Below are 13,977 nucleotides of genomic sequence, written 5' to 3' on the forward strand. Positions count from 1 at the left end.
CTTCATGGCTAAACATATAATGATCCAAGGGACCGCTTCCGATGTCGGTAAGAGCCTTATGGCAGCAGCCATTGGCCGGATCTATACTAATGAAGGATTGCGGGTTTTTCCTTTTAAATCGCAAAATATGGCACTAAATTCTTATATTACTAAGACCGGGGCTGAAATGGCCCGGGCCCAGGTGGTGCAAGCCAATGCCTGTCGTCGGGAACCTGACGTCTTGATGAATCCCATTTTGATGAAGCCAAGCCAAGATGCCCAATCACAGATTATTATTAAAGGGCAGGTGTACGGAGATCTCAATGCGCGTGATTACCACGAGTTAAAACCCCAATTAAAGCCTATGCTAAAAGAGGTTATGACCCAATTAGATTCGGAAAATGACCTGATTGTCTTAGAAGGGGCTGGGAGCCCTGCTGAAATTAACCTCAATGACCATGATATTGTGAATATGGGCATGGCAGAGATTGCTGATAGTCCGGTTATTTTAGTGGCTGATATTGACCGGGGCGGAGTCTTTGCTTCGATTTATGGAACCATCGCTTTATTAAAAGACCAGGGCAAACGGATTAAAGGAATTATTATTAATAAATTCCGGGGTGATGTCTCCTTACTGGATCCGGGTATTGAACAAATTGAAGCCTTGACCGGGGTAAAGGTGATTGGGGTAGTTCCCTACTTACCCCATGTGATTGAAAGTGAAGATTCCTGTGACTTACATATGGAACAGACCAGCTATGATGCCTATAAGGCCCTTGATGTCTGTGTGATTGCTCTGGAATGGATTGCTAACTTCACTGATTTGAATAGCTTATCGCTTTTTGAAGATGTTTCTTTGCGTTATGCTAAACAGGCTAAGCAAGTCGGGCAACCGGACCTGATCATTATTCCAGGAACGGCCAACCCTATCAGAGCCTTAAAAGATCTAGAAGACCGGGATTTGTCAAGAGCTATTCAAGCAGCCGTAGGAAAGGGTAGTCACTTGATTGCCTTAGGGGCAGGCCAAACCCTCTTGGGTCAAACTTTAAAAGATGAAGCTGGTAACAGCTATCCTGGTCTGGATATTTTCCCCTACCAGTCGACCTTAACCGGGGCGCATGATGTCTACCAGACTCAATGCCAAACGACTTATCCGCCACATGGAGCTGGCGAGGAAGAGGGCTACGCCTTAGCGGCCTATGAAGTTCGGACCTATACTATCCAAAGTCAGGACCACTTAAGCCCCCTTGCCCGGGTAGTTAAACGCAACGGAACAAGCTATTCGGGGGATGAGGGCTATTGTTTAGAAGCGGGCCGTTTAATTGCTAGCAATTTACATGGCTTGTTTGACAATACTGCCTGGACCTATGCTTATCTACAGTCCCTAGCTGAGAAAAAGGGTGTCGAACTCAAGGGCCAGCTTCCCCAAAATTATGCAGCAGTGATGGAAGAACAATTCCAAGACTTGGCCCAACATGTTCTCAACCATATTGATAAGGAAGCATTAGACCGAATTATTGAAGGAGAAGAATAAAAATGGCAATTTATACACGAAGCGGTGACCAGGGCATGACCCGACTGTACGGAGGACATAGTGTTTCGAAGGCTTCTGAGCGGGTAGGAACTTATGGGGCCATTGACCAGTTAAATGCTAGTGTGGGCTACCTGGCCGCTTTGGTTGATCCCAAATATGACCAAGTTCAAAGTCAACTCCTGGCTATCCAGCAAGATTTGTTTGATTGCGGGAGTGATTATGCTACCCTAGACCAAGAACGTCCCTATAAGGTAAAAAGTGGTCTGGCTGACAAGTTAGAAGCTTGGATTGATGATTATACTGAAGCAACCCCCAGCATTAAAAAGTTTGTCCTCCCCCGGGGCACTCAGGCTGCTAGCTTCTGTCATATGCTAAGAACGCAAACTCGCACACTAGAACGGCATTTGGTGCAATTTAGCCAGGTAAGCCAGGATTATAATCCCCATGTTTTGCCTTATATTAACCGTTTATCGGATTATTTCTTTAGCTTGGCCCGGGCTTTAAACCATTATGATAATTACAGTGAGGTCCCCTATAAAAATAGTCGCGATATTTTTTCATAAGCTAGTTCAATAACAAAAAGAGTCATAAAGGAGCTTAACCATGTATCCAGTCATGTTAGATATCAGTCACTGGTCAGTTCTCATCATTGGCGGTGGGAGGATCGCTGAGCGAAAATTACAGGGACTTATAAAGGAAGCGGCACAGCTTACGGTCTTGGCTCCTCGAGTGACTGAGCAGATTGCTGACTGGGCCAGGAAAGGGCAAGTGATCTGGTTGCCACAATCCTACCAGGGCCCTATGGATTTACAGGGTTATCAGATGATCTTTGCCTGTACTGATCATTCAGAGGTCAACCAAGCGATTGCGGAAGATCTTGGGTCAGGGCAATTGATCAACCAGACTGGGGACAAGCGGGCATCGAACTTCTTTAATATGAAAACCATTAACCATGAGGGCTACTTGATTGCCATTTCCAGTCAAGGGCAGTCATCCGCAGGCGCTAAGGCCCTGGGAGAAAGTATCGCATCTTATCTGAAAGACAAGGAGAATCGGATTTGACCACTTATCGTATTGGAACACGAAGCAGCCGGCTAGCCATGCAACAAAGTTTAGAAGTTGTCAGGGCTTTGGAGGTCGTTTACCCGCAGGATGAATTTCAATTAGTTAAATTATCCACCAAGGGAGACAAGGATAAGTCCTCCCCCCTCTCTAAAATTGGGGGCAAGGGGGTCTTTGTCCGCTGGATTGAGCAGGCCCTAGTCCAAGGCAAGGTCGATTTTATTGTCCATAGCCTAAAAGATGTTCCTAGCGAATTAGCCCAAGGGACTGTTTTGGCCGCTATTCCTCAGCGCCAAGACCCTGGAGATGTGATTCTGACTGCAAAGGGGATGGACTGGCGCGACTTGCCTAATGGCGCTAGGGTAGGAACAGGGAGTTTACGCCGCCTGGCCCAACTGCATGCCCTAAGACCAGATTTGGAGATTGTCCATGTTCGCGGGAATATTGATAGTCGTTTGGATAAACTCGCTCGCGGCGACTTCCAGGCCCTGGTCCTCGCTACGGCGGGCCTTAAACGCTTGCAGCTCCTTGACTATCCTTTTGACCCCCAGCGCTTTAACCAAAAAGAAGCCAATAGTGAGGCCCATATCCTCAAGAACTATGAACTCCAGGCCCATGCTTTTAGCCTGGATGAAATGATTCCTGCAGTAGGGCAAGGGGCCTTGGCAGTCCAATGTTTGAGTGATGATCAGCAAACTAGAGAAGTCCTTCAAGCCATTGATGACCCCGAAACCCACCAGGCAGTGGCTTGTGAACGGGTAGTCCTCAAAGCCTTAGGGGCCGATTGTAACTATCCGGTGGGCGCCTATGGTCAAATGAAGGACCAAATGATTCAATTAACCGCCATGATTGGTCGTCAGGACGGCTTAGCCTTGGTTCGTAGCCAATTAGAAGCTCCCCTAGACCAAGCCTTAGCCCTAGGCCAAGCGGTTTACCAAGATCTCTTAAACCAAGGGGCAGGAAAATGGTTAGGTCAAGGTGACGGCAATGACTAGACTTCTGTGGACGGCATCACGCCCCTTGACTAAAAAGCAAGTAGTCCGCTTAGAGCAAGCGGGCTACCAAGTGGACTGGCTGCCGGTCATCCAATTGGAGCCTCTGAGCCAGGTTAATCCCTTAAAACTTCAACAAGGAGATGCCTTTTTCTTTGTCAGTCGCATGGCCGGCCAAGCTGCCTTCAAGCATTTACCCCCTAGTGATGCTTTAAGTCAACTCTACTTTTTTTCTAGTAGCCAGCAAACTGGACGCTATCTTAGCCAGAACTACTCCATTGATTGCCAAGCCTTGACCCAAGGGGGAACTAGTCAGGGAGCCTTTAGGCATTTCCAGAAAATCAAGGACCACTACCAGCCTAGGATTGACCGGCTTATTGTCCCCATTAGTCCCCAAAGCCAGGGCAAGTACCAGGCTCTAGGGCAAACTTACCTGTCTGATATAAGTATTCAGGAGTGGATCGTTTATCAAAAGCAAGTCAACTGGAAAGTTGGTCAATCACTTCAAGCCGCCATCAGTCAGGCTAACCAAGCAGCGCCCCTAGCCATAACGATCGCGAGCGCCAGTGCCTGGCAGGCCCTGGTAGACTTAGTGTCCTTGCCGGTCTTAGATCAGAAGCGGTCTGCTATCCAATTGTGGACGATTGGTCCCTTAGCCAGTCAAGCCATCCTTAAAAGTAGCTCCCAAGTTAAACCCTACCATGAAGCCGATCAGTCGAATTTCGCTGGCTTGGTAGACAGTTTGATTGAATATAAGATATAAAAAACAGCCTAGCTTAAGGAAACTTTCCGCTTAAGCTAGGCTGTTTTTCAATATGTTAAGTAGCTAGTTTTAAATGGTAGGTAACCAGTCAAGTACCTTTTTAATTTCTGGGTCCCAGTAGTCCCAACCGTGTTCGCCAGGTTTTTCATGGTAGGAGAGCTCTAAGAAGTCGCCAAAGCGGTCTTTAAAGTGGCGGTTTTGTTCGATTAAGTCATCTTCAGTCCCACAGGTTAAATAAACTTTGGGCAAGTCGATTTTATTGTCAATGGCTTGTTGGACCAAGTAATAGATATCGTTGTCAGTCTGTGCGGGAGATTCCTCGTCAAAGAGCATTTGATGTTCAAAAGGAGACTCAGGATCAGGCCCTTGGGCAAAGACATTGACCAGGTCGGTGACTCCCGATAGGCTGGCCACATAGCCGTATTTTTCCGGATAGGTGAAGGCCGCCTTCAAAGCCCCAAAGCCACCCATAGATGCACCAGCGATATAGGTGTCTTCGCGTTTAGTCGAAACCGGGAGCATGGTTTGGATGATTTCGGGCAGTTCGACACTAATGAAATTGCTATAGGGGTAACCAATGGCATTGTTGATATACCAGCCGCGGTGGGTGGTAGGTAGGACAATGACCAAGTCCAAGTCACGGGCATAGCGCTCTAGGGAAGTGAAGCGAAGCCAACCATCCTCATTACTGGATAGGCCGTGTAAGAGATAGAGGACCCGGTAAGGGGGCTTTAAGCTTTGGCGTTTATCTTCTGGAGTCCGGGCACAGTTTTGAGGAAAAATGATATTGACATGGACATCCATGCGCAAACTGTCTGAGTAAAGCGTCGTCTGTAAAAGAGTCATGGGAATACCTCCTGCATATTTTCTTATGATCATTATAACTAAAAGACCAAGCAAAGGCGATTGATCTGGTAGGGGGTTAAGTCAAATCTTTTAGATTGATTTCTCTAAATTAATCGCTAAACCTAGCTAAAATAAGTAAACTTGGTATAATGAAAGCATTGACAGAAGTAATGTAGAATTGGAGGATGAGTGATGAAATTTGTCAGCAATGAAAATTTTACCAATCATGTTTACTTAGTGGAGGCTGGTCAAGACTTAAGCATGGTCGACCAGGCCACCCAAGACTATTTAAAAGACCAACTGGACTTTAAGGGCGAAGCCAAGCAAGTCTATCGCTCACTAGGCCCTAATAGTCAAAACCTCGTTTTAGTCGGCCTAGGCGAAAAGCCTCAACGCGATTCCTATGTACTGGCCGCTTTTCTAGCAGCTAAGGAATTAAAGGCGGCTAAGGTGGAAGAAGCCAATGTTTCTTTTGCGGCGACGGACCGCGCTGCCCTAGAAGGGGTGATTGAAGGTTTCCTACAAAGCGACTATCGTTTTGACCGTTACCTCAGTGAAAAAAATACCAGTTCCTTAGTTAAGATTAACTTGCCTAAAAAGGTCGCAGACCTTGACCAAGTGGTTGCAGAAGTGACCCATTTAGTGGAAGGGGTTAATGCCACGCGTGATTTGGTCAATACACCTTCTAACCATCTCAGCCCGGCGCAAATGGCTGACCAAGCCAAGGACTTGTTAAGTGGACTTGGGGTAGAAGTGGAAATCTTCGATAAAAAACAAATCGAAGACTTGGGGATGGAAGCTCTCCTAGCGGTTAACGCCGGTTCAGTCAATGAACCCCGCTTCCTCGTGATGAATTATCTCCCTCAAGGCCCAGAAGAAAAAGCCATCGCCTTAGTTGGTAAGGGGATTACCTATGACTCCGGTGGTTACGCCTTAAAACCAGCAAACTCCATGATCGATATGAAAGATGACATGGCGGGTGCTGCAGCCGTAATTGGTAGTGTTTACGCCTTAGCCAAAAACAAGGTCAATAAAAACGTTGTGGGTGTGGCTGCTATCACAGAAAACTTAGTCTCAGCCAGCTCCTATAAAAATGGGGACATTATTGGTTCCATGAAGGGGACCACGATTGAAGTCTTAAATACCGATGCTGAAGGTCGGGTGACCTTGGCCGATTCGATTTACTATGCAGCTGCTAAAGTGAATAGTGAATGTGTGATTGACCTCGCGACCTTAACGGGAGCTTGCTTAGTCGCCCTCGGTGAACGGACAGCAGGTGCCATGACTAATGATCCCGACCTCTTCCAAGCAGTCGACCAAGCTGCTGACAGTGTTGGTGAACCGATTTGGCAACTACCAGCACCAGAAGAATTACGAGAAGCCGTTAAAGGCACCAATGCCGACTTAAGAAATTCTACCGGACGCAATGGAGGAACCATTACCGCAGGGGTCTTCTTAGAACACTTTGTGGAAGGTAAGCCATGGGTTCACTTGGATATTGCTGGTCCTGCCTTTGGAGAAAAAGCCTACCGCTACCTTCCTCAGGGAGCAACCGGTGTGCCAGTGAAGACCTTATACCAATTTGTTAAAGGACAAGCTGAAGCTAAGTAGGAGTCCATATTCCTTGCTAGTAATGGAGATGACTTAATTTAAATGAAATTCGGCCTCACTTAGCCTTAAATGGCTAAAGGGGCCGGTTTTATTTTGAACCTGACTGGGCTAAAGCTTTAAAAATGGGGATAAAGCGGGTAAAATTGAAGTGACGTAAGTGTAAGGATTCAATGAGGAGGATCTTCTATGGTAAAAATGATACTGGATTTAGATACAGGGATTGACGATGCCTTAGCCATAGCTTATGCATGTGGCTCAGCAGAAGTCGACTTGATTGGTATCACGGGGACCTATGGCAATGTGTTGATGAAAACAGGTCTTAAAAATGCCAGTCAGTTATTGGATTTATTTGGTCGAGGAGAAGTACCGGTTTATCCCGGTTTGGACCATGCCTCAGATAAGGAAGACTTTGAAGTACAAGAAGTCTCAGCTCTGATCCACGGTAAAAATGGTCTGGGTGAGGTTGACCTGGGTGACCGGCCCGTTAAGCAAGCCGCTGGCAATGCGGTTGACTTTATCCTCGAATCGGCTAGGAAGTATGGAAAAGATTTAAAAATTGTCGCTACCGGGCCTATGACTAACTTAGCCGCAGCCATTGATAAGGACCTCGATAGCTTATCCCAAGTCGGTGAAATTGTTATTATGGGTGGGGCCTTGACGGTTTGCGGTAATGTATCAGCTTTTGCAGAGGCTAATATTAGCCAAGACCCCGCAGCCGCTGATAAATTATTCCGATCGGGCTTACCAGTTACCATGGTGGGCTTAGACGTGACCTTGCGCACCCTCTTGACCTATAAGGAAACCCAAATTTGGCGGGACTTAGGCACTGAGGCTGGGGAGAAGATGGCTGATATTGTGGAGTATTACATTAAATCCTACGAAGTCACCTCGCCCCACTTAAAGGGTTGTGCCCTCCATGACCCACTAGCCGTGGCGGTTGCCGTTCAAGAAGACTTAGTTAACTGCCTACCTTTAGCCATGAAGGTTGAAACTGAAGGCGAAAGTCGGGGGCGGACTATTGGCGATAATGACCGTTTAAATGATCCCGATCCGAGTGTCCGAGTAGCCGTGGCGGTTGATGTGGACCGATTCTTAAATGAATTTATGACCCGTTTGACCCAGCTCTTTAAAAAGCATTAAAAATAAATACGGTCCAATAAAATAAAAGTGCTAGTATCACTCTTAAGTCTTTTAAGAGGCTGATACTAGCACTTTTTAATTGTTTATTTATCTGAGTGATCTCCATTAATTTAGCCTTAATCGGTTTGCTCTTCTTCGTCGATAGTGAGTTGGTAATGTTCATCGCCGAGTTGATTGACCATGAACTTATCGATATAAGAGAGGGCCTTGATGAAGTCAGAGCCGGAAAATTCATGCTTGCCGCCAGGGATCATTTCTAAATGGGCCTTGGGGAAAAGCTCAGCGGCCTTTTGGGCATAGACTGGGGGCACGAGAACATCATCTTCTCCATGGACAATGAGAACTGGGCCAGGATAGGAAGTAGTAATGTCTTCCACATCCACCTTAAGCATGTCTTCGATATAGTAACGGCTAACCGATACTCCCATGATATCGATGGAGTCAGGAATTTCTTCTTTGTCCGGGACAAAGTCGTGGACTAGGCTGGGCATATTGAAGGCAGGGTAGAGTAGGATCATCCCCTGGATATCCTCGGGGTGTTTAGCTGCCATCATGGTAGCTACCAGACCGCCCTGGCTATCTCCTAATAGGTAAGTTTGACTGGAATCAATTGCTTTATAGTTAGTGAGCTTTTGGTAAATGGCCTCCAGGTCAGCCAGTTCAGTCAATACGGTCATATCGGAAAAGTCACCATCACTGCTATTTAGGGGAGCCCCGCCGATAAAGTCAAAAACATAGGCAGCTACCCCACGTTTCGCCAAATGAGTGGCGTAAGGCGTGGTGGTTAAATCGGTTTGGTTAATCCCGTGGGCTAGGATAGTTAATGGCCAGGATTCTTGGTCGCCCTTGGGCAAGAAGAGCTTACCATGTATTTTAAAACCATCCCGCATGACATTTAATTCATATTGAACATAGTCCTCAGTCTGACTCAAGACGGTTAATTGGTCCAGGTCAGTCGCTTGGTCACTGGCTGGCTGTGTTTCATTCTTTTGCTCAGTTTGTGGGGGCTTACTTTCTGTTTGGCCTTCCTGGCTAGCTTGCTCAGGGGTAGTAGAGTCTGGTTTTTGACCACAGGCAAAGAGCAGACCGGTCATTAAGAGTAGGAGTAATTTTTTTATTGTCATCATGATCCTTCCTTATTTTTAATGCTTACGGAATAAGGCCCGCACGCGTTTACGGTTATCCCGGCGAATATACTTGGCTGAAGTGGTCCGGTTTCCTAGGTAAGTGATACTAGAAACGGTAAAAATAGCTAATCCGATAGCCACGGTACTCATAAAGGTTTCTAGCAATTGACTAGAAAACAAGTCAAAATCGCGTTGAAAAAGATAGAGGGCAGTCCGATAGAGGCCTCCACCAGGGACGATGGGAATAAAACCCGGAATGAAAAACAAGGTCACTGGTTGGTGGAAACGATTGGCCGCCCACTGAGACATAGCGGCAATGACTAGGCTGGCCCAATAAGAGGACCAGACTGGAGTCGAACCCGCTAGGACCTGGGTGAAGTAGTAGGTTAACCAGCCAAACATCCCAATTAAGGAGACTTGGAAAATCATTCTTTTAGGGACCTCAAAGACATAGGCGCAAAAAAAGCCTACGGTCAGTGAAAAAAAGGCATGGTAAAGAAATAAAGCAATCATATAAAGACTCCTTCTAAGATAAGAAAGGCGATGATTGAACCTAAAGCTAAACTCCCCGCCGTGAGAAGGGCTTCCACTAAACGGGAAGAGCCAGCGATGAAATCCTCGTGGAAAAGGTCACGGACAGCGGTGGTGAAGGGCGTTCCAGGAACCAGGGGCATGAGAGAGGCGATCACCACGGTTCCGCTGGCTAAATCAGGCCACAGATACATTTGAAAGAGGTGGGGTAGGAGAGTGACGACACTTGCTTGAATGACATTGGTAAAGAAAGCCCCAAAATTAAAGCGGTTAGCAGCTAGAAATAAAAGCGCCAAGACTAGGCCATTAATAGCTGCCGTTAAGCCTTCAAAGGGGCCTCCATCAAAAAGAAAGGTAAAGCAAAAAGTCATCCCCCATATTCCTAAAGCCATTCGGTTAGGATTATAGAGGTTACGTCCCGAACGGATGTTCAATAAGAGGGTATAAGTTTGGTCAATGTCTAGCTGCCCTTGGACGAAATAATCAGTTATCCGGGTCACTTGACCAATTTTATTGAGATTGTTGCTGTGGCTAGTGATCCGTTTCACCCCCACAAAAGCCCCACTCTCAAATTTAGGATCGTCAATAATGGCCAATAAATTAGTTGAAAAAGAACAGCCGACCGCAAAAGCTGCCTGGGAAAGACTAAGAATCTTATTCATGGTATCTTCTACCCGATAAGATTCTGCCTGACTTTCACACATAATTTGTCCGGCAAGTAAGGCTAATTCTAAGATTTTTTTGACTTGCTGTTGCCCCATAGACATCACTTTCTAATGGTATTTGCCCTTGTACTTGGCAGAAGGTTAAGTGGCCTGATCCGAGTGCTAGTGTCGCTCTTTAAGTAAGTTAGCAATCACTTGGGCGACCCCATCCTCCTTGTTGCTAGGTGCTAGGTAGTTTGCCTGGTCTTTGACCAATTGACTGGCATTAGCCATGGCATAAGAATATTTGACCGGGTGGAACATGGAAATATCATTATGAGAGTCGCCAATGGTGAGTATTTCATCGCTTTGATAGCCTTTAGACTGGGCATAAGCCATTAAAGCATTGCCCTTAGTGGCATCACGTTGAGTAATTTCTAAATTATCAGTTCCAGAAGAAGAGACCGCTAATTCCGGATGACTATCAAAATGCTCAATAAATTGTTGGAGAATAGCATGATCTTCAGAAAAGACCATGACTTTTAAGGCAGGCTCATTTTCTCCATTAATATAGTCCCTAATATCACGGATATAATTGGTATCAAAAATAAATTGGGCCGCACTTGCCATGGCCTTGGGATCGCCCTGGCTGATGGCCTTAATTTGGTCGATAAAAGTTTCCGGATTATAGAGATAGTATTGGTTTTGGGTCATAATGGAATAATTAATGCTGTAATAGTTAAAGTAATCCAGCAGTTCACTAAGGAGTTGACCGGAAAAATATTTTTGTTGGCTGGCTTGACCATTAATATCAGTAAAAACTGCCCCATTTAAATTAATCATCGGGCAGCGTAAGTCTTGCATATCTAGTAAAGGTTGGGCCGAGTGATAGCCCCGTCCGGTAGCTACCATAAACTCAATTTCCTGGTCCTTTAAGGACAAGATCGCCTGGCGGTTAGCATCAGAAATGACATGGTGGTCATTGAGTAGGGTCCCATCCATATCAGTGACAAATAGTTTAATCAAGTTAGTCATCCTCCTTTGTCAAAATCCGATTCTTTGCCCCTAGTATAGCAGAAGCGCCTCTGACTTCCCATTGTCATGGGTGAAAACGCAATCCCTTGGGAAAGAAGTTTTTAACTGTTCCTTGGACTTGTTTGCCAAAGCTAATGACCATCCCTTGGTAAACTAAGAGGACCCAACCTTGGTTGCCAGGATAAGCTAAGGTGAGACCTTGGACATAGTTTACCCAGTCATCGTAGCTGATTTCAATTTGAGGGTAAGTGGCTTTGGGAGCCAAGGCCATGGCCCAAGCATAGCTGGGTTGAAAACGATTTTTAAGTAAGCTTCCCAGGTGGAGACCCAGACGGAGACTGTGTAATTGATTGAGGGGCCCCTCCACCAGCATCTGATAAGTGATGCTGGGGGGAAGGAGCCAAACCTGGTCGCCTTTAGCAATCAGTTCTCGATCTTGGAAGTCCTCATTAGGGAAGGATTGGCTTAGGGCAGCGAGAGTTTTCCTTTCTTCTGGCTCTAATAAGCGACAGGTTGAAGTATTAGACTTACCTGCATGCCTTTTGCCCTTTTTAGGACGACTCTTCTTAGCTTTTGGTGCTACTTGGTCAGTATTAAGGCTGTCTTTGGCCTTGAGACGGGCAATAAAGTGGCCCTCGCCGATGGAATGATGGGGCCAAATTCTCACACAGGCGGAGAGATCATAGTCAGATTGACACCAGTCGCTTCGTCCCCTAGAGATCGTTTCAGCAGGAAATTGATCAATCCATTCTAAGTCAAAGTCCCCTTGGTCTAATAGCCAAGCGATAATCTCTTCGTTTTCCTCTGGGGAGAAGGTACAGGTGGAATAGATTAATTGACCGCCTGCTTTTAGCATTCGAACAGCTTGGGTCAGAATTTCCTTTTGTCGCTCTTGGCAGAGGAGGGGCGTCTCTTTGGTCCAGCCCTCACGAGCCGCTTGACTTTTGGTAAACATGCCTTCACCGGAACAGGGGGCGTCAACCAGAACTTTATCGAAAAAGCCCGGGAAATAAGTAGCCAGACTTTCGGGATTGTGGTTGGTTACCAGCGCGTTGGAAATGCCCATTCTTTCAATATTTTCAGCTAAGATCTTGGCCCGCTTAGGAATAATTTCATTAGCGACCAAGAGCCCTCGGCCCTGCATATCAGCAGCAATCTGAGTAGACTTTCCTCCTGGTGCGGCACAGAGGTCAAGAATCTTTTCTCCCGGCTGGGCTTGGACCACACTAGCAACCGCCATGGCTGAAGCTTCCTGGCTATAGACCAGTCCAGCTTGATGGAGGGGAGAATGACCGTCTACTTGACCTAAATACCCCCATGGACTATAGGGACAGGGGGTTAATTCTTCTTCAAAGTAAGACTGGCAAATGGCTGGGGCCTTAGCTTTTAGAGGGTTGATCCGAAAGGCTTTCTGGGCCTCTCCTTTATTCAAGGCGGCGAAGAAGTCAGCGGCTTCATCGCCCAGGAGCTTGTTAAATTTATCAATAAATTCTAAAGCTAGCGACATGATTATTTTCCTTTCTGGCTTAATAAGTGCATATTACCATAGAATGAGCCATGCTCCAATAAGATTTCAAGGGACAAAGGAACAGAAAAGAAGGCGGTTTCTATGCTATAATTTAAAGTGTAAAATGTTTAAAAAATGTCCCGGTTAGAGGCTAGAAAATGAATAAGGAGGAAGATCTTTCCATGTTTTTTATTGATACGTCACGCCATGGTCAAGCGGTTTATGATCCTATTGTTAACCAATCGCTGGATAATTATCTGATCAATGACCTAGCTCTTGAAGGCCACGGTTTAATTATGTATATTAATGCTCCCTGTGTCATTATCGGTAAAAATCAAAATGCCTATGCAGAAGTTGATCTAGACTATTTAGAAAAGAATGATATCACCTTAGTCCGGCGTACGGGTGGCGGGGGAGCTGTTTATCAGGACTACGGCAACATTGTCTTTGAGAATATTGTCGTTGGTGACACCTCACATTATGGTGATTTTTCTTACTATGCCCAACCGATTATTGATGCCTTGACTGCACTAGGAATTGAAGGCGTCCAACTCAAAGGTCGTAACGACATTGTGGTGGACGACTTAAAAATTTCTGGCATGTCCATGGTCAAGGTAGAAAATGCCTTGGCAGCTGGTGGGACCCTCTTATTTGATTTGGATACCCAACAAGCAGGTCGGGTACTGACCCCTAATCAAGATAAGTTAAAAACCAAAGGGGTCAAGTCGGTAGATAAACGGGTCTCTAACCTCAAACCCCTCTTAAAAGGTGACTTAGCTGACTTATCTACAGAAGCATTTAAAGAGGCCCTGCTTAAAGAAATCTTCCATACAGAGGACTTGGATAGTATCCAACGCTATAGCTTAACCGATGAGGACTGGGCGATTATTGACCAACGGGTGGCTGATTTTTATGGGAAGGATGAGTGGAATTATGGGTCAAATCCTGGCTTCCATTACTATAAGACAGCCTATTACCCTGGGGTAGGCACCGTGGCTTTTAACTTTAATATTAATGATGGACTTATTACTGATTTCAAGACTTATGGAGATATGAGTTTTGGCCAACCGGACCAAGTCGATCAAGCCATGATTGGAAAGACTTATGACCAAGCTGGAATTGCTGCAGGACTAAAAGCTGGCAACTACCAAGATAATATTGGCAAGCTTCCTATCGAGGACTTAGTCTCTCTTATCTTGAATTAAT

At 45.9% G+C, this 13,977-nt stretch carries 14 protein-coding genes; 8 read left to right on the top strand and 6 right to left on the bottom strand.

Going from position 1 to position 13,977, the window contains the following annotated elements:
* The first annotated feature begins 4 nt into the window (after nt 1–4).
* Genes DBT50_RS01535 through DBT50_RS01555 form a run of 5 tightly spaced genes read left to right on the top strand, consistent with a single transcriptional unit; the run spans nt 5 to nt 4,330 of the window.
* On the top strand, nt 5–1,513 hold the full coding sequence (locus tag DBT50_RS01535; RefSeq protein WP_111853468.1) for a cobyric acid synthase: 1,509 nt from the start codon (nt 5–7) through the stop codon (nt 1,511–1,513).
* Between the two features lie 2 nt (nt 1,514–1,515).
* Nucleotides 1,516–2,076 (top strand): cob(I)yrinic acid a,c-diamide adenosyltransferase, encoded by a 561-nt coding sequence (locus DBT50_RS01540; protein ID WP_111852169.1) that lies wholly within the window; start codon nt 1,516–1,518, stop codon nt 2,074–2,076.
* A gap of 40 nt (nt 2,077–2,116) precedes the next feature.
* Entirely contained in the window at nt 2,117–2,575 is a 459-nt protein-coding gene (locus tag DBT50_RS01545; protein WP_111852168.1) for a precorrin-2 dehydrogenase/sirohydrochlorin ferrochelatase family protein, read from the top strand.
* Complete coding sequence (gene hemC, locus DBT50_RS01550) at nt 2,572–3,570, top strand: hydroxymethylbilane synthase (protein ID WP_111852167.1); 999 nt, start codon at nt 2,572–2,574, stop codon at nt 3,568–3,570. Before DBT50_RS01545 ends, hemC begins: the two co-directional genes overlap by 4 nt.
* The gene (locus DBT50_RS01555; RefSeq protein WP_111852166.1) at nt 3,563–4,330 is read left to right on the top strand and encodes a uroporphyrinogen-III synthase; all 768 of its coding nucleotides are present in this window, start codon (nt 3,563–3,565) and stop codon (nt 4,328–4,330) included. Before hemC ends, DBT50_RS01555 begins: the two co-directional genes overlap by 8 nt.
* A 69-nt stretch (nt 4,331–4,399) precedes the next feature.
* Here DBT50_RS01555 and DBT50_RS01560 read toward each other — a convergent pair whose 3' ends face one another.
* Complete coding sequence (locus DBT50_RS01560) at nt 4,400–5,176, bottom strand: alpha/beta hydrolase (protein WP_181566141.1); 777 nt, start codon at nt 5,174–5,176, stop codon at nt 4,400–4,402.
* A gap of 192 nt (nt 5,177–5,368) precedes the next feature.
* Here DBT50_RS01560 and DBT50_RS01565 point away from each other — a divergent pair, with 192 nt between their 5' ends.
* Together DBT50_RS01565 and DBT50_RS01570 are read left to right on the top strand one after the other, a co-directional pair.
* The gene (locus DBT50_RS01565) at nt 5,369–6,787 is read left to right on the top strand and encodes a leucyl aminopeptidase (RefSeq protein ID WP_111852164.1); all 1,419 of its coding nucleotides are present in this window, start codon (nt 5,369–5,371) and stop codon (nt 6,785–6,787) included.
* 186 nt (nt 6,788–6,973) lie between these two features.
* Nucleotides 6,974–7,927 (top strand): nucleoside hydrolase, encoded by a 954-nt coding sequence (locus DBT50_RS01570; RefSeq protein WP_111852163.1) that lies wholly within the window; start codon nt 6,974–6,976, stop codon nt 7,925–7,927.
* Nucleotides 7,928–8,043: 116 nt separating this feature from the next.
* Here DBT50_RS01570 and DBT50_RS01575 read toward each other — a convergent pair whose 3' ends face one another.
* The 5 genes from DBT50_RS01575 to DBT50_RS01595 form a co-directional block, all read right to left on the bottom strand.
* The gene (locus tag DBT50_RS01575; RefSeq protein WP_181566140.1) at nt 8,044–9,051 is read right to left on the bottom strand and encodes an alpha/beta hydrolase family protein; all 1,008 of its coding nucleotides are present in this window, start codon (nt 9,049–9,051) and stop codon (nt 8,044–8,046) included.
* Nucleotides 9,052–9,069: 18 nt separating this feature from the next.
* The gene (locus DBT50_RS01580) at nt 9,070–9,567 is read right to left on the bottom strand and encodes a threonine/serine exporter family protein (protein WP_111852161.1); all 498 of its coding nucleotides are present in this window, start codon (nt 9,565–9,567) and stop codon (nt 9,070–9,072) included.
* A complete protein-coding gene (locus DBT50_RS01585) occupies nt 9,564–10,346 on the bottom strand; it encodes a threonine/serine exporter family protein (RefSeq protein WP_111852160.1) in 783 nt (260 codons plus the stop codon). Before DBT50_RS01585 ends, DBT50_RS01580 begins: the two co-directional genes overlap by 4 nt.
* 66 nt (nt 10,347–10,412) lie before the next feature.
* Nucleotides 10,413–11,255, bottom strand: coding sequence for a Cof-type HAD-IIB family hydrolase (locus tag DBT50_RS01590; RefSeq protein WP_181566139.1), 843 nt, complete (start codon nt 11,253–11,255; stop codon nt 10,413–10,415).
* A gap of 73 nt (nt 11,256–11,328) precedes the next feature.
* Nucleotides 11,329–12,771 (bottom strand): RsmB/NOP family class I SAM-dependent RNA methyltransferase, encoded by a 1,443-nt coding sequence (locus tag DBT50_RS01595; RefSeq protein ID WP_111852158.1) that lies wholly within the window; start codon nt 12,769–12,771, stop codon nt 11,329–11,331.
* A 182-nt stretch (nt 12,772–12,953) separates the two neighbouring features.
* Here DBT50_RS01595 and DBT50_RS01600 point away from each other — a divergent pair, with 182 nt between their 5' ends.
* A complete protein-coding gene (locus tag DBT50_RS01600) occupies nt 12,954–13,976 on the top strand; it encodes a lipoate--protein ligase (protein WP_224785043.1) in 1,023 nt (340 codons plus the stop codon).
* The last annotated feature ends 1 nt before the right edge of the window (nt 13,977 follow it).

The organism is Aerococcus tenax, from assembly GCF_003286645.3.
Lineage (GTDB): Bacteria > Bacillota > Bacilli > Lactobacillales > Aerococcaceae > Aerococcus > Aerococcus tenax.